The sequence below is a fragment of the Mesorhizobium sp. M1066 genome, from assembly GCF_040318635.1.
Lineage (GTDB): Bacteria > Pseudomonadota > Alphaproteobacteria > Rhizobiales > Rhizobiaceae > Mesorhizobium.
Genome location: NZ_JAMYMR010000004.1, coordinates 171,271 through 194,090 on the forward strand (window position 1 = coordinate 171,271; position 22,820 = coordinate 194,090).

Sequence of the window (22,820 nt, forward strand, 5' to 3'; positions counted from 1 at the left end):
GTTCGCAAGCCGCGATCAGTGCGGCTTGCCTTTGAGGCCGTCGGTCGAGGCGACAAGCACCGGGCCGGTCGGGCGCGGCGGCTCGTTCTCGTTCATGATGCCGAGGCGGCGTGCGACTTCCTGGTAGGCTTCGACGAGGCCGCCCATGTCGCGGCGGAAACGGTCCTTGTCGAGCTTGTCCTGCGTCGCCACGTCCCACAGGCGGCAGGAATCCGGCGAGATCTCGTCGGCGACGACAATGCGCATCATGTCGCCCTCGAACAGCCGGCCGCATTCGATCTTGAAGTCGACAAGCTGGATGCCGACGCCCATGAACAGGCCGGAGAGGAAGTCGTTGACGCGGATGGCCAGCGCCATGACGTCGTCGATTTCCTGCGGGCTCGCCCAGCCGAACGCAGTGATGTGCTCTTCCGACACCATCGGATCGTCAAGCGCGTCGGCCTTGTAATAGAATTCAATGATCGAGCGCGGCAGAACGGTGCCTTCCTCGATGCCGAGCCGCTTGGACAGCGAACCGGCGGCGACATTGCGCACCACCACTTCGAGCGGAATAATCTCGACTTCCTTGATCAACTGCTCGCGCATGTTCAGCCGGCGGATGAAATGGGTCGGAATGCCCATGCGGTTCAAATGGTTGAAGATGTACTCGGAAATGCGGTTGTTGAGCACGCCCTTGCCGTCGATGACTTCATGCTTCTTCTTGTTGAACGCGGTGGCGTCATCCTTGAAGAACTGGATAAGCGTGCCCGGTTCGGGTCCCTCATAGAGTATCTTGGCCTTGCCTTCATAAATGCGGCGGCGATTTTTCATCTGGATTTTTCTCTGGGGTTCCGGACAGGGCGGTATCAGACCATTTCCTGTCCGTCTGCCTGAAATAGTGCGGCTACGGTAGGGTTCAATGCCGGGTCTATCCCAATCACATCGTTTGCTCAATCGGCAAATCCTTCCAATAACCGCTTTCGGGACTGAAATGCCGCAGCGCAGCATGCGATGAAGCGTATTGACCGGCCCGCGACCTTTTGGTTTGTGCTTTGGCAACGCACATATTCACCGCCAACGAATCGAATTTGACCGGAGGGACGCCATGAGCAGCATGAAAGACCGCGAAGAGGGCTTTGAGCGTAAATTCGCATTCGACGAGGAGCTTCGGTTCAAGGCCTCGGCACGCCGCAACAAGGCGCTCGGCCTGTGGGCCGCCGAAAAGCTCGGAAAGTCCGGCGCCGATGCCGACGCCTATGCCAAGGAAGTGGTTATCTCCGACATCGAGGAAGCCGGCGACCACGACGTGTTCCGCAAAATCCGCGGGGATTTCGACGCGGCCGGCGTCGAGCAGTCGGACCACCAGATCCGCCGCACCATGGACGAACTGATGGCGCAGGCGATCGAGCAGATCAAGAACACCTGATCCGGGCCATGCGCTGATCCCGGCCATACGCTGGACCAATCGACCGCCCGGCCTATCCGGGCGGTTTTTCTTTGCCTTTGTCGCGATTTCCGGCTGAAACTGCCGGAGTTAACAAGGAAAGTACCCATGTCCCTGAAGTCCCGCCTCGCGGCCGATGAAACGTTGTTCACCGCATGGTCCGGCGTGCCGGATGCCTTGACCGTCGAGATCGTCGCCAAGCAGGGCTTCGATGCCGTCACGCTCGACATGCAGCATGGCGGCCATCACGAAGACAGCGTGCTGCGTGGCCTGGTGCCGGTGCTCGCTGCCGGCAAGCCGGCGCTGGTGCGCATTCCCGTTGGCCGTTTCGACATGGCAAGCCGCGCGCTCGATTTCGGCGCCGAGGCGGTCATCGCGCCGATGGTGAATTCGGTTGCCGATGCAAAACTGTTCGCCGCCGCCATGAAATACCCGCCGCTCGGCGAGCGCTCCTGGGGTCCGACCTACGCTTTTCCACGCCACGGCAAGGGCGACCAGGCCGAGTGGCTGCGCGACACCAACCAACGCACCATGGCCTTCGCCATGGTCGAGACGCGTGCGGCCCTCGATGCGCTCGACGGCATCCTTGACACGCCCGGCATCGACGGCATCTTCCTCGGCCCATCGGATTTCTCGATCGCCTGGAGCAATGGTGCGACCGTCAATTCGACGCTGGAAAGCATGATGGAGACGGTGGCATCGGTGGCCGAGCGCACCCGCAAGGCCGGCAAACATGCGGCGATCTACGTAGTCGAGCCGGCAATTGCCGGCCGGGTTGTGTCGATGGGCTATCGCCTGCTGGCCATGGGCTCCGAGCATTCGCTGATCGGGCTTGGCGCAAAAACGCTGATCAAGAGCGTCCGCGATTCGATTGGGTCCTGAAGAAACTCAGGGTTTCAGATCCGTCAGGAATTTGGCGAAGGTCATTGAACCTTCGGGCCACGGCCCGAAGCCTGAATCCGCGTTCAGATGACCGGTCTCGCCGGCATCGATGAATAGCGAGCCCCATGCACCGGCAATGTCTTCGGCGACATCGAAGGCGCAGAACGGATCGTTGCGGCTGGCGATCACGATCGAGGGAAAGGGCAGCGGCTCACGCGGGTAGGGGCCGAAGGTCATCAGGTGCCTGGGCCTGATCTCGGGATTGGCGACGTCGGGAGGTGCCACGAAGAAGGCCCCGGCGATCGGCTTGCGGAACTGCGGAATGGCTTGCACCGCGGTGGTGACGCCGAGCGAATGCGCGACCAGGACGACCGGCCGCTCGGCCTCGTTGACCGCCTTGGCGACGCTCGCCGTCCAGTCCTCGCGAACCGGCTTCGACCACTCGGCCTGTTCGACGCGGCGCGCCGTCGATAGTTTCGACTGCCAGCGGCTCTGCCAATGGTCGGGGCCGGAATTGGTGTAGCCCGGTACGATGAGAATATCTGCTTCCTTGACCTTCATGGCGCTGAGATAGCGAGCGGCATCGCTTCGTGCAACCGGCAGGAAGGCCGCTATTGATCATAATAGTGAACACCATGTTCGCTTCTTCGCGTCTTGTGTGAACGATGCCGATGGACGATCTGTGGTCAGGAAAAGAAACAGCCGTGCGCGGGAACCCTGACTTTGGAACTGACACGACGTACAATGATCGGCGGAGCGGGGCTTCTCGCTTTGGGAGCTTCATCGCAGGCCGGCCGAACGGAGCATTTGATGAGCGAGTTGCCTTTTGCCGCCACCACCCCAGTCAGCGTTGCCCGCGTCGGGTTGAAGGCGCGCGACGCGGAAAGCCTTGCCGCATATTATCGCGAAATTGTCGGTCTGCAGGAGTTGAGCCGTGCCGATGGTGCGATCACGCTGGGCGCTGCCAACCGTCCCTTGTTGGTGCTTGAGCAGGACGCTTCAGCCAAGCCGGATGATCCGCGCAGCGCCGGGCTGTTCCACACCGCCTTCCTGCTGCCCAGCCGCGCCGATCTCGGCCGCTGGATCAACCACGCTATATCGAACAAGATCGCGATCGAGGGCGCTTCCGACCATCTGGTCAGCGAAGCTCTGTACCTGACCGATCCCGAAGGCAATGGCATCGAGATCTATGCCGACCGCCGTCCGCAGGACTGGAAGTGGAATGGCGACAAGATTGCCATGGCGACAGAACGGCTGAACATTCCGTCCGTCGTTGCCGAAGTGCCTGCGGGTGACGCCGGCTGGCAGGGCGCGCCGGAAAACAGCATCGTCGGCCATGTCCACCTGCGTGTCGGCAGGCCGGAAGACGCCGAAGCCTGGTGGAACCAGGAATTCGGCTTCGACACGGTGGCGAAATATGGCGGCCAGGCGGTGTTCCTGTCGTCGGGCGGCTATCACCACCACATCGGCGCCAACGCCTGGCAGAGTTCGGGCGCCGGCCGGCGCGATTCCACCCGGTCTGGTCTGGCCTGGGTCGAAATGCGTTCGGACAATGTGACCAGCGAAACGACCCGTGAGGATCCGTGGGGCACGGTGATCAGGACTGTTCCCGGCAAGGCTTGATTTGAGGGCTGCGCCTGCAATTGGCGAAAGCCGAGGCGAGAGCGTCTTTCTCCCCGTCACTATACGGGGAGAAATGCCCGGCAGGGCAATGAGGGGTAGCGCCAAAATCGTGGGATTGTCGTTTCTGACAGAAAGCGCGATGAGTGACCATTGCCGAAGTCGGCACCGCCCCTCATCCGCCTGCCGGCACCTTCTCCCCGTATAGTGACGGGGAGAAGGGGACTGTGTCTCAGGCTTTGCCGAACACCCGCTTGAAGATCGTGTCGACATGCTTGGTGTGATAGCCTAGGTCGAATTTCTCGCGGATCTCGGCTTCCGGCAGCGCTGCGGTCACTTCCTTGTCGGCCAACAGTTCCTCAAGAAAATCAGCGCCTTGCTCCCACACTCTCATGGCGTTGCGCTGCACCAGCCGGTAGGAGTCTTCGCGCGACAGGCCCGCCTGCGTCAGCGCCAGCATGACGCGCTGCGAATGCACGAGGCCGCGGAACTTGTTCATGTTCTTCAGCATGTTGTCGGGATAGACGAGCAGCTTGTCGATGACGCCGGTCAGCCGTGACAGCGCGAAATCGAGCGTCACGGTGGCGTCCGGGCCGATCATGCGCTCGACCGAGGAGTGGGAAATGTCGCGCTCGTGCCAGAGCGCCACATTCTCCATCGCCGGCAGCGCCATCGACCGCACCATGCGGGCGAGGCCGGTGAGGTTCTCGGTCAGCACGGGGTTGCGCTTGTGCGGCATGGCCGACGAGCCTTTCTGGCCCGGCGAAAAATACTCTTCCGCTTCCAGCACTTCGGTGCGCTGCAAATGCCGGACCTCGATCGACAGCCGCTCGACCGAGGAGGCGATGACGCCGAGCGTGGCAAAGAACATCGCGTGACGGTCGCGCGGGATCACTTGCGTCGAAACCGGCTCGGGCTTCAGGCCGAGCTTCGCCGCGACATGTTCCTCGACATAGGGGTCGATGTTGGCGAAGGTGCCGACCGCCCCGGAGATCGCACAGGTGGCGATGTCTTCGCGCGCGCGCACCAGCCGCTCGCGGCAGCGCGAGAACTCGGCATAGGCCTGCGCCAGCTTGACGCCAAAGGTGGTCGGCTCGGCATGGATGCCATGGCTGCGGCCGATGGTGACGGTGTCCTTGTGCTCGAAGGCGCGGCGCTTGAGCGCTGCAAGCAGACCATCGATGTCGGCGAGCAGGATGTCGCTGGCGCGGGTAAGCTGCACCGCAAAGCAGGTGTCGAGAACGTCGGACGAGGTCATGCCCTGATGGATGAAGCGGGCGTCCGGCCCGACGAATTCGGCAAGATGGGTGAGGAAGGCGATCACGTCATGCTTGGTGACGCGCTCGATCTCGTCGATCGCCTCGACATCGAATTTTGCCGCCCCGCCCTTTTCCCAGATGGTTTTTGCCGCTTCCCTGGGGATGACGCCGAGTTCGGCCAGCGCATCGCACGCATAGGCTTCGATCTCGAACCAGATGCGGAACCGGGTTTCGGGCGACCAGATGGCGACCATTTCCGGCCGGGAATAGCGAGGGATCATCGGTCAGTCCTGACATATCGAGAAGTTTGCCCGCGTCCTAACAGAGGCGAGCAAAATGCTCAACGCCGCTGGCGCGCAAACCAGACGCCCGCGGCAAACAGAGCGATGAAACCTACTGGAAAATATAGCCGGATGCCCAGCACCCCGAACTGGTAGAGCGCAATCAACATCGTGAAGACGAACTGGAGAGCCCAGGTGCGGGTGAAGGCAGGTGCATGCCACTCCGCATAATACGAGCGGTACTGCAGGGCAAACAGCCCGGCGGTCAGGCCGATCGTTGCCGCGGCTAGGCACACGAAGGCCGCGGCAAAGGCGACTTCCCAGCGTCTTCCCTGCGAGACCAGCCGCGCCGCGAACAGGCCGATAGGAAAGGCCAGCGCAGCTCCCACCGCAAACAGCGCGGTGACAATGCGGATTTTCGCCGGCGTCTCCCAGTCGTCCAACAACAGGGTGACGAGCGCACTGGCGCCCATCGTCACAGCCCACAACAAGGCGCCGAAAAACGCAGTGCGCGGCGTCGGTATAGCGCGGCGAAGGCGGTTCAGCGAACGATCGCGCGGGGCGGGTGGGACAAGCTGTGTCACAGGCGGCCGGTCACCGCGATCCAGCGAAAGTCCGGGCCTTCAAAGCCATATTGGCGCACCGCGATCAGCACGGCATAGGCGCTGAGACTGTCCATCGAAAAGGTCTGGACAGCGCCGATGCGGTAGCCGTTCGGGCAACCCCGGCTTTTCGTTATCGCCTTATCCTCGTGCAGCAGCTTGGTGGTGCCACCATCCTGCGCCTCGATGCGCAGCAGCCGGAAGCCGTTGATCTCGCCCTGGCTCTCGCAGCCCTCGGTGTTGTTCATGCCGATCTCGTCGAGCCGGAACTCGAGCGGTGGGTCGACCGGCGAAAAGATCGGGCGCGGGTTGACTGCCATCCGGTGCGGATCGGCCGAAAGTTCGGTCACCGGGTTGAAACCGGCGGTGATGCCGCGATTGGCGTCCAACTCGGCCTGACTGACAATGGCTTCGCCTTTTTGCCGGGCCTGAAGGCGCGCCGCATCCAGTTTGGCATTCTCGTCCTCAAGCCGGACCCGGATCGGCGTGCCCTTGAGAAAGCTGTCGGTGCTGGTGTCGATGTAGTAGCGGTTGGCATAGGGAAAACCCGATCCATCCTGCACGCCATATTCCTCGAAAGCAAAGACGCTGCCGTCCTTGGTGAAGCCGAGGATTTCAAGTTCGGCGACATCGCCGGCATGAGCCGCGATCGAGGTGGCAAACTGTGCAAGCAGGCCAACGGCAAACAGAAAGAGCATTCGCATCGGTCTTCACCCCCGTGATCGTCTCAATCCACTAGCACGACAGAATCAAAACGTCGTGCGGTGCGAAAGCCGATGCATCCAATCGGCCCGTCATTTGTTATGGTCGGCAGTCCCAATGGAGAACCACCATGACCGACACCAGCAAAATTCGCGAGCATATGGAAGTCGTCGGCGCCGACGGCGTGCATGTCGGCACTGTCGACAAGGTCGATGGCCAGCGCATCAAGCTGACCAAGGCCGATAGCGGCGAGGGCGCTCACAAGGGCCATCATCACTATATTCCCCTGAGCCTGATTGCCGAAGTCGACGGGGAGAAGGTCTGGCTGTCGGCGAATTCCGATGTTGCGGTGACGTTCGAGGAAGAAAAGTCCGATCGGGTCTGATTGATCGCTTCACCTCAGGCGTGACGACCAGACCGGAAACAGATCGTTTTCGGCAGGCGTTGCCGCATAGACGCCGCGACTGATGGCGCGCGCCATGGTGGCGCCGGCGGCGGCGTAGAGATCGATTGCCGCATCGGCGGAGAGTTCGATACCGCTCGTGCCGGTCGCCAGCGCGAACACAAGATCGCCATCGGCCGGTGTGTGCGTCGGCCATATGGCGCGCACGAACCCGTCATGCGCCGATATCGCCAGGCGCTTGGCGGCAGCTTTTGTGAGCACCGCATCGGTGGCAATGACGGCGATGGTGGTGTTGCCGCCGGTCTCCATTTGCCTGCCAACATGCTTGTCGCGGTGTTTCAAAAGAATCCGTTTCGCATCGTCCGGCATCGGCGTGGGGTAACCAAGCCCGCCGAATTCGCCGCCGATCTCGAACGGTGCTGCCCAGAAATGGCGGGTTCGGCTGACTGTTACCGAGCCCGTCGGATTGACGGCGGCCAGCGCGCCGATGGTGACGCCGCTATCCAGCAGCGTCGAGGCGGAGCCGAGGCCGCCCTTTAGCCCCGAGGTCAGCGCACCGGTGCCGGCACCGATCGTGCCGAGTTGGAAATCGGCGGTGGCGGTTTGCGCCGCTTCATAGCCAAGCTCACGGTAGGGCGGATAACGGCCCCAATCCTTGTCGCCGCCATTGCGCAGGTCGAACAGGATCGCCGACGGCACGATCGGCACGCGAAAGCCACCGACCTCGAGGCCGATGCCGCGTTCACGCAACGCCGCCTGCACGCCGGAAGCCGCGTCAAGGCCGAAAGCCGAACCGCCCGAAAGCACCACGGCGTGCACCACATCGACGGAATTGTGCGGTTCGAGCAGGTCTGTCTCGCGCGTGCCCGGCGCGCCGCCCAGGATCTGAACGCCAGCCACCGTCGGCGCATCGCAAAGCACGGTCGTGACGCCGGACTTTTGGCTGGCGTCGGACGCATTGCCGACGCGCAGGCCGGCAACGTCGGTGATCAGGTTGCGCGGGCCGGTGCGAAACATCAGTTGCTTTCCAAAGGTGCGAAACGCGTGCCGTCGAAACGGAAGACGCGGTAGGGGCTCTGGCTGAGGTCGCCTTTCGCATCAAAGCGGATCGGCCCGATCGCCGTGGTGAAATCCTGTCCGGTCAGGGCCTCCGTCAGCGGCTTGCCCGAGCTTTCGGACAAGCTTGATGCCGCCTTGGCGATTTCGACCGCCGCAAAGGCCGGCAGCGTATAACCGTCGGGCACGACCTTCTGCGTGGCGAAGGCCGCCAGCACTTTTGGATCGGCGACATCGGCCCATTCCGGCGGTGCGATCATCAGCGTGCCCAAGGCATAGGGCACGTCGCCCGGCGGTGTGCGGAGATTTTCGCCGCCGGCAAAGACGATGCCAGCCTGAAGCTGTGCGGCATCGCGGCCCATGATGGCGATGTCGTCGCCGTCGCCGCCAGCAAAGACATGCGTCGCGCCGGCCTTCTTCAGCCGGCCGATCATGCCGATCTGGTTGTCGAGCTGTGGCCGGAACGTGTCTGTGAATACCGGCTTCAGCGCTGCCTGTTCGGCCGCTGCCCGCAACGTCTCGGCGATCTCGCGGCCGTAGATGGTGCCGTCGTCGATAATGGCGAACAGCTCGTTCTTCCACAGATGGGTGAGGGCAGAGGCGACGGTGTTGCGCTCATCGTCGCCGCGTGGTCCGAGGCGATAGACCGGCCAGCCGGTCTTGGCGCGGCGGTCGGTCAGGCTCTCGGTTCGCACGCCAATGGTGATGACGGGAATGTTGGCGTCCCTGAGAATAGGCATCGCCGCCTCGATCGCCTCGGTGCAGAGGAAGCCGACCACGATATTGACCTTGGCGGCGGCAAATTCCCTGGCCGCGGCAGCGCCGCCATCGGCGGTGCAGGCATCATCCACCGTCTTGAGTTCGATGCCGTTCGCTTCGGCGGCCAGACCGGTGCCGGCCTCGATCTGCTTGCCGAGAATGGCCGATGGTCCCGACAGGGGCGCTGAGACGCCGACCAGCAGCGTCTGGGCATCCGCACCACTGGCCAGAAACAGCCAGAACAGCGCCGCTATTGTTCTTGTCCTGGGTCGCATTCGAGCGATGGGGTCCTCCGTGCCGGTCTTATGCTCCTGGCACTCTTGCCGCCAAGACCTAAAGGCTGCCCGGCCTTGGTGCAACACGCGAATTTCGGGATATGGCTCAGGCACTTCGCTTGTGGCGGGCTATGTCTGGCCATATATGTCGGTAGGATCATGACCATGGAAAATTTACGGTGCTGAAGAAGAACGACATTGGGCCGCAGGCCTATCGCGATGCGATGAGCCACTTTGCCGGCCACGTCCATGTGGTCACCACCGACGGGCCGGCCGGCAAGCGCGGCACGACGGTGATCGCCGCCTGTTCGGTGTCGGACACGCCGCCGACGATCCTGGTCTGTCTCAACCGCGAAAATGCCAAGAATGAGCTGTTCGTGAAAAACGGCAGGTTTGCCCTGAACACGCTGGCCTCGCACCAGGAGCCGCTGTCGGTCGGCTTTTCCGGCATCACCGGCCTGCCGGTCGAGGAACGTTTCGCGCTTGGCGAATGGGATGTGATCTCTACCGGCGCACCGACGCTGCAAGGCGCGCTCGCCGTGTTCGACTGCGAATTGATCGACACCAAGGATCTGGCCACCCATCGTGTGCTTTTTGGCAAGGTGACAGGTCTGCGTATGGGCGATAATTTGCGGCCGCTGATTTACCACGCCCGCGGCTACCACGTACTGGAAAGCGGAGCGGCGGCGTTCACGGAGAAAGAATGACCGAGCTGAAACCGCGCGCCGCGCCACGGACGATCGACGAGACGCTCGATCTCCTGACCGGTGCGGACTATGTGGCGGACCGGTCGCTGGCGACCGTGCTGTTCCTGTCGTTGCGCATGAAGCGGCCGCTGTTCCTCGAGGGCGAGGCCGGCGTCGGCAAGACCGAGATCGCCAAGGTGTTGGCACAGGCGCTCGGTCGCCGGCTGATCCGCCTGCAGTGCTATGAAGGCCTCGACGTTTCGTCCGCCGTCTATGAGTGGAACTACGCCGCGCAGATGATCGAGATCCGCATGGAGGAGGCGGCCGGCAAGGTCGAGCGCTCCGCCATGGAGCGCAACGTCTTCTCCGAAAAATACCTGATCCGCCGCCCGGTGCTCGATGCGCTGACCGGAAAGACGGGCGCTGCCCCGGTTTTCCTGATCGATGAGCTCGACCGCACTGACGAGGCGTTCGAGGCCTTCCTGCTCGAAATCCTGTCCGATTTCCAGGTGACGGTGCCCGAACTCGGCACCATCAAGGCGGAAGAACCGCCAATCGTCATCATCACCACCAACCGCACCCGCGAAATCCACGACGCGCTGAAGCGGCGCTGCCTCTATCACTGGGTCGACTATCCCAATGCCGAGCGCGAACTGGAGATCGTGCGCCGCAAGGTGCCGCAGGCCAACCAGCGGCTTTCGGCCGAAGTGGTCTCCTTCATCCAGAAGCTGCGCCAGATCGAATTGTTCAAGGTGCCTGGCGTCGCCGAAACCATCGACTGGGCCGGCGCGCTGACCGAGCTCGACAAGGTGGCGCTCGATCCGGAAACCGTCTCCGACACGATCGGCGTGCTGTTGAAATACCAGGACGACATTGCCCGCATCGAACAGGGCGAAGGCCGGCGCATCCTCAACGAGGTGAAGGCCGAGCTTTCGGCGGCGGAGTAGGCGATGTCGCGCCCCGAGCCAAAAGAGGCCATGCCGCACGGGCGGATCGCCGACAACATCGTCTATTTTGCCCGCACCTTGCGCAAGGCCGGCATGCGGGTCGGCCCGGCTTCGGTCAAGGACGCAATCGAAGCGGTGCTCGCCGCCGGCATTGGTTCGCGGGACGATTTCTACTGGACGCTGCACGCCGTGCTGGTGTCCAGGCATGAGGACCACGCCATTTTCGACGAAGCCTTCCGGCTGTTCTGGAAGTCGCGCGAACTGATCGAAAAGATGCTGGCTATGTTTTCGCCGGTGGCACCCGACAACAGGGAAAAGCAGAAGCCACGCGCCGCTGAAAGCCGGGTCAGCCAGGCGATGTTCGAGGGCCACCAGAAGAACCAGCCGCCACAGGAAATTCCCGAGATCGAGGTCGACGCCCGCTTCACCTTTTCGGGCAACGAGGTGCTGCGGGCCAAGGATTTTGCCCAGATGAACGCCGCCGAGATGGCCGACGCCAAGAATGCGATCGCACAGTTGCGGTTGCCTTTCGACATGGTGCGCACCCGGCGCTTCAAGGCCGATGCGCATGGCCGCCGCATCGATCCGCGCGCCATGATGCGTTCGGCTGCGCGCACCGGCGGCGAACTGATTCTGCCGAAGTTCCGTTCGCCGCGCGAGGTTCACCCGCCGCTGGTCGTGTTGGCCGACATTTCCGGCTCGATGAGCCAGTACACGCGCATCTTCCTGCATTTCCTGCATGCGCTGACGGAAAAAAGGCGTCGCGTGCACACTTTCGTATTCGGTACCAGGCTGACCAACCTGACCCGGCAGATGCGCCACCGCGATCCCGATGCAGCGCTTGCCGACTGTTCGGCGGCGGTCAAGGACTGGTCAGGCGGCACCCGCATCGGCGACACGCTGGCCGAGTTCAACCTGATATGGTCGCGGCGTGTGCTGGGGCAGGGCGCGGTCGTGCTTCTGATCACAGATGGGCTGGAGCGCGACGATGTCGCCGGCCTGTCGGACGAAATGGAGCGCCTGCACAAATCCTGCCGGCGTCTGATCTGGCTGAACCCGTTGCTGCGCTTCGACGGCTTCCAGGCGCGCGCCCGCGGCGTCATGGCGATGCTGCCGCATGTCGACGAGTTCCGCTCGGTGCACAATCTCGATGCGCTCGCCGATCTCTGCGCGTCATTGGACAAGAAGTCGGCACGATCCGTCGATCCGCGCCGATGGCTGGAAGCTGGCGCGAGGCACGCCGCATAACCATATCTTTCCCATCCGGAAAACAGATCCCGAGAAAAACAGACTTCTGGAGAAACGGTCATGGAAAACAGCATTTATCTGGATGAGGCCCGCGACCCGCTGATCATTGCGGAGGGCTGGAGGAAGGAAGGCAAGGACGTGGCCATAGCGACAGTGGTCGAGACCTGGGGATCGGCGCCCCGACCCGTGGGCAGCCATCTGGTCATCGACGCCGACGGCAATTTCCACGGCTCCGTCTCCGGCGGCTGCGTCGAAGGCGCTGTGGTCAGCGAGGCCATCGACGTCATCGACAGCGGCAAGGCCAGGATGCTGGAGTTCGGTGTTGCCGATGAAACCGCATGGCAGGTCGGCTTGTCCTGTGGCGGTCGCATCAAGGTGTATGTCGAAAGGCTGGGCTGATCTCCAATGGATCCCTATGCACTGAAAACTTTGAACGTCGAACGCCGTGCCCGCCGCGCGGCGATCCTTGTCACCGACCTTGGTGACGGCCGCGACCGCATCGTGCGCGAGGGCGATCAGGTCGCCGGCGATCTCGGCGCTGCCATTGCCAAGGCGTTCCGCACCGGCAATTCCGGTTCGGTCGAAGCCGAAGGGCGGACTTTCTTTCTCAACGCGCATCTGCCGCAGCCGCGTCTGGTGGTGATTGGCGCTGTCCATATCAGCCAGGCGCTGGCGCCGATGGCCAGGATCGCCGGCTATCCCGTCGAGATCATCGACCCCCGCACCGCTTTCGCCACGCCGGACCGCTTTCCCGATGTGGCGCTTCATGCCGAATGGCCGGAGGATGTGCTGAAGCGCCAGCCGCTCGACAGCTACACCGCACTTGCCGCCGTCACCCATGACCCGAAGGTCGATGATTTCGCCCTGAAGGCCGCGCTCGACGCCAACTGTTTCTATGTCGGGGCGCTCGGTAGCAGGAAGACGCATGCCAAGCGGGTCGAACGCCTGCTGGCGCTGGGCGCGAGCGCCGATCAGATCGCCCGTATCCATGCGCCGATCGGGCTGGATATTGGTGCTGCCAGTCCGGCCGAGATCGCCGTTGCGGTGCTGGCCCAGGCGATCCATGCCTTCCGCTCGCGCGGTTTCGATGCCTCCGCATCGGCTCCAAAATCGAAATCGATTTTGGAAAAGCACGATGCGTAGATTCAAAGTAGTAGAGCGTCCTTTGCGCGTCCAAAAGGACGCGCGGCGCTCTACGGGCGCTGCGGCGTGAAATTCGGCCCGATCCCGATCGAGACCGCGGAAGGCGCGGTGCTGGCGCACTCCACCACCGCTGGTGAACGCCGCTTCCGCAAGGCGCACAGGCTGAGCGCCGAAGATGTGGCGCTGCTGCGGGCCGCCGGCATTTCGCAGGTCGTTGCAGCCGTGCTGGCTGCCGACGACCTCGGCGAGGATGCCGCCGCGCAGGAAATAGCTGAGAGCATGACCTTTCGCGGGATCGAGGCCAGGCCTGCCGCGACCGGGCGGGTCAACCTCCATGCCAAGGCGCCGGGCATCTTCACGGTCGATGCCGCTGCCATCGACGCCATCAATGCCATCGATCCCGCCATTACCATCGCCACGCTGGCGCAGCATGCGCCGGTCGAGAAAGGCCAGATGGTCGCGACCGTGAAGATCATCCCCTTCGCGGTCAGTGCAGCGCTGGTCGGCGCCGCGACAGAAATCTGCGCCGCAGGCGAGATCTTTGCCGTCAATGCCTACCGGCCCGTGCGTGTCGGCGTCATCCAGACGGTTCTACCCGGCATCAAGCCTTCCGTGCTCGACAAGACGCTGCGCGTCACCGAAGCGCGGTTGGCGCGTACGGGCGGCAGATTGACGGCCGAGCGCCGCACGCCGCATGAGATCGCTCCGGTGGCGGAGGCCACGGCTTCGCTGGCACGCGACAATGACATGGTGGTGATCTTCGGCGCCTCGGCGATGAGCGATTTCGCCGATGTCATTCCCGCGGCGATCGAGAGGGCGGGTGGTGCAGTCATCCGCGCGGGCATGCCGGTCGATCCCGGCAATCTGCTGGTGCTGGGCACGCTCGGCGGTAAGCACGTCATCGGCGCGCCCGGCTGCGCCCGCAGCCCCAAGGAGAATGGTTTCGACTGGGTGCTGGACCGGTTGATCGCCGGTATCGACGTGACCGCCAGGGATATTGCCGGCATGGGGGTCGGCGGGCTGTTGATGGAAATCCCGACACGGCCGCAGCCGCGCGAACCGCTGCCGGCCAAATCTCAGCTCAAGGTCGGCATCGTGCTGCTGGCGGCCGGCCGGTCGAGCCGCATGGGCGGGCCGAACAAGCTGCTGGCACTGTTCGACGGCAAGCCGCTGGTGCGCCGCACCGCTGAGCGGGCGCTTGGCTCGAAGGCGTCCAGCACTGTCGTCGTCACCGGCCACCAGCGCGAGCGGGTGCGCGCGGCACTGGCGGGCCTCGACGTGACCTTCGCCGACAATCCCGATTTTGCCGAGGGCCTGTCCACCTCGCTGAAAGCCGGCATCGCCTATCTGCCGGAAGATTCCGCCGGCGTGATGATCGTTCTCGGTGACATGCCTGATATCACGTCCGACGACCTCGACAGATTGATCGATGCTTTCCGCAAGGCCGGCGGCAATGCGGTGGTCCGCGCCTCGCATGACGGCAAGCGCGGCAATCCGGTGCTGTTGCCGCGTTCGCTGTTTCCCGCGATCGCCCATCTCGAAGGCGACACCGGCGCACGCCATCTGGTCGAGACCGAAGGGCTCGATGTCATCGATGTCGAGATCGGCGCGGCGGCATCTGTCGATGTCGACACGCGCGAGGCGCTGGAAGGCGCCGGCGGCGTGCTGCAGGATTGACAAACCCAAGCTGAATTACGCATGCCTTGGACATGTCTATTCGCCGCCAAATTTTCTGTGCCTTTGCAGTCGCGACCGCGTTGCTGTCTTCGGCCGCGCAAAGTCAGGCGTTGTCCCTAAAACCCTTCAAGGACGATCTCTTCGCCTATCCAGCCACGCTGTCGTCCGACACCAATGGCGCCTACACGGTCATCGATTACCGCGAGATGCGCGACATCAACCAGCGTGACCAGGTGCCCGAGCGGCGGGTGAACGCCCAATATACCGACGCCAGCGTGCGCAAGGTGCAGCAGGATCTGTTGCTGAAGACCGATGCCGGCGATGTCAGGCATGTCGCCGTCGGCAAGACCGAGGGCGCCGGCATCATCGTGCTTTACCTGCACGGGCAGGGCGGCAGCCGCAAGCAGGGTGTCGACGACTTCACTTTCGGCGGCAATTTCAACCGGCTCAAGAACCTGATGGCCAGCAATGGCGGCCTCTATCTCAGTCCTGATTTCCCCGATTTCGGCGATACGGGAGCGGCGCAGGTGGCGGCGCTGATCGGTCATTATGCCGAACAGTCGCCCGGCGCGAAGATCTTCGTCGCCTGCGGCTCGATGGGCGGCGCGCTGTGCTGGGAGCTGGCCGCGCGCAAGGACGCGGGCGGACGCATCAATGGTCTGCTGCTGCTCGGTTCGCTGTGGGATGAGAGCTTTTTCACCAGCCCGGCCTTCAAGCGCCGCGTGCCGGTCTTCTTCGGCCAGGGCAGCCACGACGTGGTCTACCCCGTGGCAAAGCAGGAGGCGTTCTTTCGCTCGATCCTGGCCAAATCGAAGACCTATCCGACCCGCTTCGTCCGTTTCGAGACCGGCACCCATGGTACGCCGATCCGCATGACCGACTGGCGCGGCACGCTCAACTGGATGCTATCGAAGGCGCCCTGACAGGCGCTGCCTGCAAGCCCATGTGACGCTCAAGGCGCAGTGTTGTAGTCGACGACAGTCTCGGGGTTTTGCTCGCCGTCATAGGATGCATCGACGTCGTACTGGACCAGCGAGAAATTGCCGTTGCGAAACAGATACGTGCCGGCGTCGGAAGCATCGCCGACCCCGCGCCACTTGTTGAACGTGGTGATCGTGTGGGCAGCCTCGTCATAGTCGGAATTGACTGCCCAGCCGGACGTCTGGAAACCGACGATGGTCATGCCCAGCAATTTGCCGTTGCTGTCATTGTTCTCGTAGCGGATGTCCATCTTGGGTTCGGCGAATTGCAATTGCTGCACTCCCGATACCTCGTCGGTCATGTAGTAGACCGAGCTTTCATTGTAGGCTGCGGCCGAGCAGGAAAAATGGAACAGCCGTGTCTCCTTGTCGGGATCGCCGGGCTGCGCATCCTTGTCCTTGTATTTGATCGAAAAAACGGTCGGCTCATTGGCGAGGAACTGCTTGTCGCACTGGTCGCCATAGGTTGCCAGAAACGCTTTCTTGGCCTGCTCCAGCGCGGTGTCCTTCTTCGGTGGCGGCGGTCCGTCGCCGCAGCCTGGCGGCAGCGCCTCTTCGAAATCGGCGGTGGAGGGTTTCAGCGCGCCTTTTTCGATATGGATTGGATCGAAGGGCGGCGCTGCCTGGATCTGGGCATTCACCTGGCGCAGCGTGTAGCAGCCGGCAAAGACCTTTTCGCCGCCGCTCTTGTCGGTGGCGCGGATGGCGACGGGGACGTTGTAGAAAATGCTGCCCGCCGCACCTTCGTCGGAAACAGCACCGGTCTCGACCTCGACCTTGTCGGTGCCGTCGAAGCCCTTGACGAAACTGTCAAAGTCATTTGCCGGCTTGGTATCTCCGAAATACCCCCAGGCGCGGGCGAATTCATGCCGGTTTATGGCGCTGTAGAGCGAACGCACAACCGCATCGGCGCTCGACCGATCGTCGACATAGGGCGCTTCGGGGGCATCTTCGGCTGCCAATGTTGTTTGGCCGATCGGTGCAAGGGAGAGAAAGGCAGTCGCTGCGAAAAGGGCGCGTCTCATCGGGAACCTCCGCTCGATAAGAGGATTCTACGACGGCGATTGCGGCAACGTGGTGACGCAGCGTCGGCGGTCTTGAAAAATCCTGCGCGAAGGCGCTACCTCCCGTCCGCCGGCGTTCGGCCGGACAGGAGATTTGACGTGACGATATCGATGTATGAGGCATCCGTGCCTGTGTTTGCAGCCAGGTTGAAAGCGCTTTCCAACGTGCTGTCAGCCGCCGAACAGAATGCGATTGACCGCAAGATCGACCCGCAGGTGTTTTTGACCTCGCGGCTGGCGCCCGACATGTATGCGCTAACCCGGCAGGTGCAGATCGCCACCGATCACGCCAAGGGTGCGCCGTCCCGGCTCGCCGGGCGCGAAGTGCCGAGATACGAGGACAACGAGGCGAGTTTCGCCGATGTCCAGGCTCGCATCACGAAAACCCTGGACCTTCTGGCGTCATTTTCGGCTGCCGAGTTCGACGGCTCCGACGACAAGATCATCGAATTGAAGCTCGGCGGGCGCGAAAGCTCTATGCCCGGCATGCAGTATCTGCTGCATGTGGCCATGCCCAACTTCTATTTCCATCTCACCACGGCTTACGACATCCTTCGCCACAACGGCGTGCCGTTGGGCAAGGCGACGTTCCTGGGATCGCGCTAAGGAATTGAGTTTTTTGGAGATGTCCCGGATCGATCCGGGACATCTCCGGAAGTACCTAGCGAATGGACATTTCGCGGGCGATGCGGGGGAAGTCGGCCGGCTTGATCCCGATGTCGGCGCGGTCGGCATTGCTCATCGAATGAAGCAGCGCGAGCGCCGAGCGGTATCTCAGATGCTCCTGCGGCCGCGGCCGGGCGAACATTTCAGTGAAGAAACCCATGATTCAAGCCCCAAATTGGTCCTCCACGGCTGCCAATATAGGTGAATCGTGACAATTGTGCAGTGCAGCATTTGCATATCTGCCATGTCTTGGCGAATTTTCGCCATTTTCTGCAACCCGATGAAACTTTTGACTGATGCGCATCGTAGCCTCGAATGCTGGCTACATGGCTGGTTTTTCCTCGCCACTCCTGGCGAATTCCGGACTGCATGAAAATGCAGTCCGGCTTTTGTTTCTGGGATTGCGGTCACAAGCGGTAGATGAGGCGACGGCTAAATTCGTTAAGATCGGTGCCATGCATTTTTAACGAGCCGGTTCTATGCTTCTATACCCGAATGGTCGGGCGAGGGGGAGGCTGACATCGCTACTGGCGCCAAGCGGGATTTCGCTTCGTTGCTCGACGATCTCTTCATCGCCCCCGGCAAGAATGGCGAGGGCGAAGAGGCCGGCGCTCGTCCATCCATCCCGTTCGACTATCTTTCGGTGGCCGATGAACTCCATTCCGGCCGCATCAAGGTTTCCGCTGCCGAATATCGCGAGGCGGGCGCGGATCTGGCGACCGAATTCGCCGCCTTGCTCGATCATGCCAGGCTGGCTCTCGCCGGCGAAGAGCCAAAGCCCGAGGAGAAACTGCCGCCGATTGATCCCGAAGCCATCGCCGTGGAACTCGGCCTCAATCAGCCCAAGCAGGTCGCCGATTTCGGCCGCATGCGCCGCAGCTTTGCCTTTGCCAACCACCCCGACCGTGTCGCCCCGCATCTGCGCCAGCGCGCCATGATCCGCATGCAAGTGGCCAACATGCTGATCGACGAGGCCAAGCGCCGTGCATTGGCAGGTGCTCGCCGCTAACCCGGCTGGTTCACGCAAAAGTCGCTCTGGCGAGGCTTGGAGAGCGGCTCTGCTTTGCCTATAGATGCGGCTTCCTCCGCGCAGTCGCGCCAGCCTTCCTCCGGAGCCGAATTCCATGCACAAGCGTCGTCTCGGTCGGACCGATCTTCTTGTTACCCAGATCTGCCTGGGCTCCATGACCTGGGGCCAGCAGAACACCGAGGCCGAAGGCCACGCCCAGATGGACCTGGCGTTCTCGCGCGGCGTTAATTTCATCGATACCGCCGAGCTCTACCCGATCCCGCCCAAGGCGGAGACGCAAGGGTGGACCGAAAAGATCATCGGCAGCTGGATGAAAGCCAAGGGCAACCGCGACAAGGTAATCCTTGCCTCGAAGGTCGTCGGCCGCACGGCCAACAGCTGGTTTCGCGGCGACAGGCCGTCGCAACTGGTGCGCGCCGATATCTTTGACGCCATCGACAAGTCGCTGGCCAAGCTCGGCACCGACTATATCGACCTCTATCAGATCCACTGGCCGGAGCGGGATATCCCCTGGGGCGCCAACCCGACGCGCGTCGGCGCCGTGTCGCCGCGCGCCGATTCCGTCGGCGCACCGGCCGACGAAACGCCGGTCGCCGAGACGCTTGCCGTGTTCGACGAACTGGTGAAGGCAGGAAAGATACGCCATTTCGGCCTGTCGAACGAGAGTTCCTGGGGCGTGATGCGGTTCCTTGCCGAAGCCGACAAGGACATCGGCCCGCGCGTCGCGTCGATCCAGAACGCCTACAATCTCGTCAACCGCACCTTCGAGGTGAACCTCGCCGAGGTCTGCGAGCGCGAGCAAGTGTCGCTGCTGCCCTATTCGCCGCTGGCACAGGGATACCTGACTGGCAAATACGACCATGGCGCGCGGCCTCAGGGCTCGCGCACGCAGCTATTCAACCGCGGCCAGCGCTACGAGACGCCAGGTGCTGCCGAAGCACAACTTGAATACAATGAGCTGGCGCGCTCCTTTGACCTGGAGCCGGCACTGTTTGCCAATGCCTATGTCTCAAGCCGGCCGTTCGTAACCTCCAACATCGTCGGCGCAACGACGCTTTCGCAGCTCGACATGGCGCTGTCTTCCGTCGATGTCGTCTGGACCGAAGAAATGCAGAAGGCGGTGGATGCGATCCATCAGCGGGTCGGTAATCCCTGTCCTTGAACGGGGATTGGCCGCTGGCCGAATCCAATGATTACAATGGGAGAAGGGCAACAATGAATTTTCCGATCGAGCTGGTCCGCGAAAGATTTCCCGCTCTCTCCCTGACCGACAAGGGCCGTCGCCGCATCTATCTCGACAATCCGGCCGGCACGCAGGTGCCGCAAGTCGTCGCAGACGCCGTGTCGCGCTGTCTTTTGACCACCAACGCCAACCTTGGCGGCTATTTCGAAACGACGATTGCCGCGCAGGCCGTCGTCGATGAGGCGCATCGGGCAATGGCCGATTTCCTTGGTGCGGCGAGCCCGGAAGAAATCATCATCGGCGCCAACATGACGACGCTGACCTATCACATGTCGCGCACGCTCGGCCGCACGATGAAGCCCGGCGACGAGATCATCCTCACCCGCATGGACCATGAGGGCAATGTGTCGCCCTGGCTGCAGCTGGCCGAGGATCTCGGCCTCGTCGTGCGCTGGCTGCCGTTCGACGAAAAGAGCTGGCAGGTCGAAGAGGCGACGCTCGCCGGGTTGCTATCCGACAGGACCCGGTTGGTCGCGTTGAACTATGCCAGCAACCTGACTGGTTCCATCAACCGGGTGAAGGCGCTGAGCGCCATCGCCAGGAACGCCGGCGCGCTGGTCTATGTCGATGCCGTGCAGTTCGCCCCGCACGGCCTGATCGACGTTCAGGAGCTTGGCTGCGATTTCCTGATCTGTTCGGCCTACAAATTCTTCGGCCCGCATATGGGCATTTTGTGGGGCCGGCATGATGTCATCGATGATCTGAAACCCTACAAGTGCCGCTGTTCATCCAACGGCCTGCCGGAGCGGTTCGAGCTGGGCACGCCGCAGATCGAACTGATGGCCGGCCTCACGGCCGCGGTCGATTACTTCGCCGACCTTGGCGCGGCAGCGGGCGAGGGTGGATCGCGAAGGCAGAAGATCGCCAAGGCGTTCGCGGTGTCGATCGCCTATGAAAACCCGCTGGCGCAACAGCTGATCGACGGTCTGTCCGACATCGAGGGTCTGACCATCCACGGCATCATCGATCCGAAGCGGCTTGGCGATCGCGTGCCGACGGTTTCCTTCACGGTCGACGGCATCGTGCCCGAAACCATCGTGCGGCAGATGAACGCCGAAAACATCTTCCTGTGGTCGGGGCACAACTATGCCTGGGAGATCGTCCATCAACTCGGCATCCCGGCCGAGTATGGCGTCGTGCGCATCGGCATCGCCCACTACAACACATCTGCCGAAATCGACGAGACACTGGAGAGCGTGCACCGTGTGATCGCCATGCTCAGGCAGCAGCGCTTCTGACACTGGCTTGAGTACTCACCGCATCTTGCCGCCGAAGCCGGTGAGGAACGCGGTGAGATTGTCGCCGAGTTCGTCGCAGAGGTAGCCGCCCTCCTGGACGATTACTGTCGGCAGGTCGAGCTTTGCGATAGCCTCGCCGATGCGCGAGAAACCCGGCGTCGTCACCGAAAGTCCGCCGAACGGATCGCCCTCGAACGCGTCGAGCCCGAGCGCCACGACCAGCGCGTCGGGCGAAAAGGCACGGATGCGCTGGAACGCTACCTCGAGCGCTTCGAGAAACGCCGAGTCGGCGGATTTGCGTGGCAGCGGCAGGTTGAAATTGTAGCCGAGGCCAGGCCCTTCACCGCGCTCGTCGGCATGACCCCAGAAGAACGGATAGAAGCGCACGGGATCGGCATGCAGCGAGACGGTCAGCACATCCGGTCGTGCATAGAAGATGCCTTGCGTGCCGTTGCCGTGATGCAGGTCGACATCGAGGATCGCCACACGTGCCGCCTGTTTGCGCAGAGCCTGTGCGGCGACGGCCGAATTGTTGATGAAACAGAAGCCGCCGGCGACATCGGCAAAGGCGTGGTGACCGGGCGGGCGACATAGCGCGTAGGCGGCCGGTACGCCTGACATCACCGCCTCGGCGGCTTCGACCGCGCTCCAGACGCTCCACAGCGCGCTTTGCCAAGTCTCGCCCGAGATCGGGCAAGCAGTATCGGCCATGTGGTAGCCGGCCTGCCCGACTGCCGAGGCCGGGTAGGAGCCGTTGCGCGCGATCGGATGGATGTTGGGGATCACTTCGGCCGAAGCGCCCTCGATGCGCTGCCAGCGCGCGTAGATATGCTCGAGGAAATCCAGATATTCGGGCGTATGCACAGCCGCGACCGGGCCGAGCCCATGATCCCGAGACCGCTCGATCGTGCAACCGGCGGATAATGCGCCGGCTAACAATCTTTCGACGCGCTCCGGCTTTTCCGGATTGGGCTGCGCCGCACCGCTTGACAGAAAGGCCTTGGGGTCGTGACGCTTCTGTTCCTCGGCGTAGAAGGCTTTCATTCCTGCTCCTCATTCTCGGCCGTGTCGGCGAAGGCAAAGAAGGCATCGCCGATGATCTTCTGGGTCTGTTCGTAGCTCGACCAGGCGATGCCCAGCCTTTCATAAAAGGCCTTGGCGCCCTCATTGTCGGTGTCGACGGATAGCCTCAGATACACGCCGCCTTCTTTCCGGCACTGCGCCGCAACGTGCCGCAGCAGCCGCTCGCCGATCTTGCGGCCACGAAAACGATCCTCGACATAGAGGTCTTGCACATAGACGCCAGGCCGCCCCATCCAGGTCGAAAAGATCGGGAAATGCAGGCAGAGCCCGGCAAATTCGCCGCCGACTTCGGCGATCAGGGTGGAGAAGGATGGCTTTTCACCAAAGCCGTAAGTTCTGAGATCGTCCGGTGTCGAAATGATCTCCTCGGGCGCGCCGATATGGGTGCCGAGTTTCAGGATCGCCGCGTGGATCGTTTCGACGTCGTCGAGAGTGCCGAGTCGAAGGAGGATATTGGGCGGGGGGACAATCATCGGAGGTTCGGTGCCCAGGCACCCCCCTCTGTCCTGCCGGACATCTCCCCCGCAAGGAGGGAGATTGGCAGTTTTGATAC

Annotated in this window: 26 protein-coding genes; 15 read left to right on the forward strand and 11 right to left on the reverse strand. The window is 62.7% G+C overall.

The window, feature by feature from the left end; all coding sequences use genetic code 11:
- Positions 1-15: 15 nt before the first annotated feature.
- Positions 16-810, reverse strand: a complete 795-nt coding sequence (gene purC / locus NKH52_RS08635) for a phosphoribosylaminoimidazolesuccinocarboxamide synthase (protein ID WP_013532127.1) — start codon at positions 808-810, stop codon at positions 16-18.
- Between the two features lie 274 nt (positions 811-1,084).
- Between purC and NKH52_RS08640 the strand changes: the two genes are divergently transcribed.
- The gene (locus tag NKH52_RS08640) at positions 1,085-1,405 is read left to right on the forward strand and encodes a DUF1476 domain-containing protein (protein ID WP_013532126.1); all 321 of its coding nucleotides are present in this window, start codon (positions 1,085-1,087) and stop codon (positions 1,403-1,405) included.
- Positions 1,406-1,531: 126 nt separating this feature from the next.
- Positions 1,532-2,305: an HpcH/HpaI aldolase family protein gene (locus NKH52_RS08645; protein WP_127322704.1), complete on the forward strand. Its 774-nt coding sequence runs from the start codon at positions 1,532-1,534 to the stop codon at positions 2,303-2,305.
- Positions 2,306-2,311: 6 nt separating this feature from the next.
- On the opposite strand, the gene NKH52_RS08650 is transcribed toward NKH52_RS08645, so the two are convergent.
- A complete protein-coding gene (locus NKH52_RS08650; protein ID WP_023810344.1) occupies positions 2,312-2,866 on the reverse strand; it encodes an RBBP9/YdeN family alpha/beta hydrolase in 555 nt (184 codons plus the stop codon).
- A gap of 249 nt (positions 2,867-3,115) precedes the next feature.
- Between NKH52_RS08650 and NKH52_RS08655 the strand changes: the two genes are divergently transcribed.
- The gene (locus NKH52_RS08655; protein WP_352729527.1) at positions 3,116-3,928 is read left to right on the forward strand and encodes a VOC family protein; all 813 of its coding nucleotides are present in this window, start codon (positions 3,116-3,118) and stop codon (positions 3,926-3,928) included.
- A 229-nt stretch (positions 3,929-4,157) separates the two neighbouring features.
- Here the strand turns inward: NKH52_RS08655 and purB are convergent, their stop codons facing one another.
- The 3 genes from purB to NKH52_RS08670 all read right to left on the reverse strand — a co-directional run bounded on the left by purB (position 4,158) and on the right by NKH52_RS08670 (position 6,771).
- Positions 4,158-5,465 carry an adenylosuccinate lyase gene (purB, locus tag NKH52_RS08660; RefSeq protein WP_352729529.1) on the reverse strand — a complete coding sequence of 436 codons (1,308 nt, stop codon included), beginning with the start codon at positions 5,463-5,465 and terminating at the stop codon, positions 4,158-4,160.
- Between the two features lie 59 nt (positions 5,466-5,524).
- On the reverse strand, positions 5,525-5,938 hold the full coding sequence (locus NKH52_RS08665) for a hypothetical protein (RefSeq protein ID WP_352729531.1): 414 nt from the start codon (positions 5,936-5,938) through the stop codon (positions 5,525-5,527).
- Between the two features lie 107 nt (positions 5,939-6,045).
- On the reverse strand, positions 6,046-6,771 hold the full coding sequence (locus NKH52_RS08670; RefSeq protein WP_352729533.1) for a DUF2259 domain-containing protein: 726 nt from the start codon (positions 6,769-6,771) through the stop codon (positions 6,046-6,048).
- Positions 6,772-6,899: 128 nt separating this feature from the next.
- Here NKH52_RS08670 and NKH52_RS08675 point away from each other — a divergent pair, with 128 nt between their 5' ends.
- Entirely contained in the window at positions 6,900-7,154 is a 255-nt protein-coding gene (locus NKH52_RS08675) for a DUF2171 domain-containing protein (protein ID WP_352729535.1), read from the forward strand.
- Between the two features lie 9 nt (positions 7,155-7,163).
- Here the strand turns inward: NKH52_RS08675 and NKH52_RS08680 are convergent, their stop codons facing one another.
- Together NKH52_RS08680 and NKH52_RS08685 are read right to left on the reverse strand one after the other, a co-directional pair.
- Positions 7,164-8,189: a P1 family peptidase gene (locus tag NKH52_RS08680; RefSeq protein WP_352729537.1), complete on the reverse strand. Its 1,026-nt coding sequence runs from the start codon at positions 8,187-8,189 to the stop codon at positions 7,164-7,166.
- Positions 8,189-9,262 carry a branched-chain amino acid ABC transporter substrate-binding protein gene (locus NKH52_RS08685; RefSeq protein ID WP_352729539.1) on the reverse strand — a complete coding sequence of 358 codons (1,074 nt, stop codon included), beginning with the start codon at positions 9,260-9,262 and terminating at the stop codon, positions 8,189-8,191. The genes NKH52_RS08680 and NKH52_RS08685 overlap by 1 nt, the downstream gene beginning before the upstream one ends.
- A gap of 179 nt (positions 9,263-9,441) precedes the next feature.
- Here NKH52_RS08685 and NKH52_RS08690 point away from each other — a divergent pair, with 179 nt between their 5' ends.
- The 7 genes from NKH52_RS08690 to NKH52_RS08720 all read left to right on the forward strand — a co-directional run bounded on the left by NKH52_RS08690 (position 9,442) and on the right by NKH52_RS08720 (position 15,886).
- On the forward strand, positions 9,442-9,969 hold the full coding sequence (locus NKH52_RS08690; protein ID WP_127293443.1) for a flavin reductase: 528 nt from the start codon (positions 9,442-9,444) through the stop codon (positions 9,967-9,969).
- Positions 9,966-10,895: an AAA family ATPase gene (locus NKH52_RS08695; protein WP_023810354.1), complete on the forward strand. Its 930-nt coding sequence runs from the start codon at positions 9,966-9,968 to the stop codon at positions 10,893-10,895. The genes NKH52_RS08690 and NKH52_RS08695 overlap by 4 nt, the downstream gene beginning before the upstream one ends.
- Before the next feature lie 3 nt (positions 10,896-10,898).
- Complete coding sequence (locus NKH52_RS08700; RefSeq protein ID WP_352729541.1) at positions 10,899-12,143, forward strand: vWA domain-containing protein; 1,245 nt, start codon at positions 10,899-10,901, stop codon at positions 12,141-12,143.
- A 60-nt stretch (positions 12,144-12,203) separates the two neighbouring features.
- Positions 12,204-12,542: an XdhC family protein gene (locus NKH52_RS08705; protein WP_352729543.1), complete on the forward strand. Its 339-nt coding sequence runs from the start codon at positions 12,204-12,206 to the stop codon at positions 12,540-12,542.
- A 6-nt stretch (positions 12,543-12,548) separates the two neighbouring features.
- On the forward strand, positions 12,549-13,286 hold the full coding sequence (locus NKH52_RS08710; protein WP_352729545.1) for an XdhC family protein: 738 nt from the start codon (positions 12,549-12,551) through the stop codon (positions 13,284-13,286).
- 66 nt (positions 13,287-13,352) lie between these two features.
- Positions 13,353-14,963 (forward strand): NTP transferase domain-containing protein, encoded by a 1,611-nt coding sequence (locus NKH52_RS08715; RefSeq protein ID WP_352729547.1) that lies wholly within the window; start codon positions 13,353-13,355, stop codon positions 14,961-14,963.
- A 32-nt stretch (positions 14,964-14,995) separates the two neighbouring features.
- Positions 14,996-15,886, forward strand: a complete 891-nt coding sequence (locus tag NKH52_RS08720) for an alpha/beta hydrolase (protein WP_352729549.1) — start codon at positions 14,996-14,998, stop codon at positions 15,884-15,886.
- 29 nt (positions 15,887-15,915) lie between these two features.
- Here the strand turns inward: NKH52_RS08720 and NKH52_RS08725 are convergent, their stop codons facing one another.
- On the reverse strand, positions 15,916-16,968 hold the full coding sequence (locus NKH52_RS08725; RefSeq protein WP_352729551.1) for a DUF1176 domain-containing protein: 1,053 nt from the start codon (positions 16,966-16,968) through the stop codon (positions 15,916-15,918).
- 138 nt (positions 16,969-17,106) lie between these two features.
- On the opposite strand from NKH52_RS08725, the gene NKH52_RS08730 reads away from it, so the two are divergent.
- Positions 17,107-17,613: a DUF1993 domain-containing protein gene (locus NKH52_RS08730; RefSeq protein WP_352729553.1), complete on the forward strand. Its 507-nt coding sequence runs from the start codon at positions 17,107-17,109 to the stop codon at positions 17,611-17,613.
- Positions 17,614-17,668: 55 nt separating this feature from the next.
- Here the strand turns inward: NKH52_RS08730 and NKH52_RS08735 are convergent, their stop codons facing one another.
- On the reverse strand, positions 17,669-17,833 hold the full coding sequence (locus NKH52_RS08735; RefSeq protein WP_023810361.1) for a hypothetical protein: 165 nt from the start codon (positions 17,831-17,833) through the stop codon (positions 17,669-17,671).
- A gap of 393 nt (positions 17,834-18,226) precedes the next feature.
- On the opposite strand from NKH52_RS08735, the gene NKH52_RS08740 reads away from it, so the two are divergent.
- From NKH52_RS08740 to NKH52_RS08750, 3 genes are all read left to right on the forward strand, one after another.
- Positions 18,227-18,682 carry a hypothetical protein gene (locus NKH52_RS08740; RefSeq protein ID WP_352440168.1) on the forward strand — a complete coding sequence of 152 codons (456 nt, stop codon included), beginning with the start codon at positions 18,227-18,229 and terminating at the stop codon, positions 18,680-18,682.
- A gap of 115 nt (positions 18,683-18,797) precedes the next feature.
- Positions 18,798-19,865 carry an aldo/keto reductase gene (locus NKH52_RS08745; RefSeq protein ID WP_128303300.1) on the forward strand — a complete coding sequence of 356 codons (1,068 nt, stop codon included), beginning with the start codon at positions 18,798-18,800 and terminating at the stop codon, positions 19,863-19,865.
- 53 nt (positions 19,866-19,918) lie between these two features.
- Positions 19,919-21,184 carry a cysteine desulfurase-like protein gene (locus NKH52_RS08750; protein WP_352729555.1) on the forward strand — a complete coding sequence of 422 codons (1,266 nt, stop codon included), beginning with the start codon at positions 19,919-19,921 and terminating at the stop codon, positions 21,182-21,184.
- Positions 21,185-21,199: 15 nt separating this feature from the next.
- Here NKH52_RS08750 and NKH52_RS08755 read toward each other — a convergent pair whose 3' ends face one another.
- Complete coding sequence (locus tag NKH52_RS08755; protein WP_352729557.1) at positions 21,200-22,228, reverse strand: histone deacetylase family protein; 1,029 nt, start codon at positions 22,226-22,228, stop codon at positions 21,200-21,202.
- The gene (locus tag NKH52_RS08760) at positions 22,225-22,740 is read right to left on the reverse strand and encodes a GNAT family N-acetyltransferase (protein WP_031212950.1); all 516 of its coding nucleotides are present in this window, start codon (positions 22,738-22,740) and stop codon (positions 22,225-22,227) included. Before NKH52_RS08760 ends, NKH52_RS08755 begins: the two co-directional genes overlap by 4 nt.
- Positions 22,741-22,820: the final 80 nt, after the last annotated feature.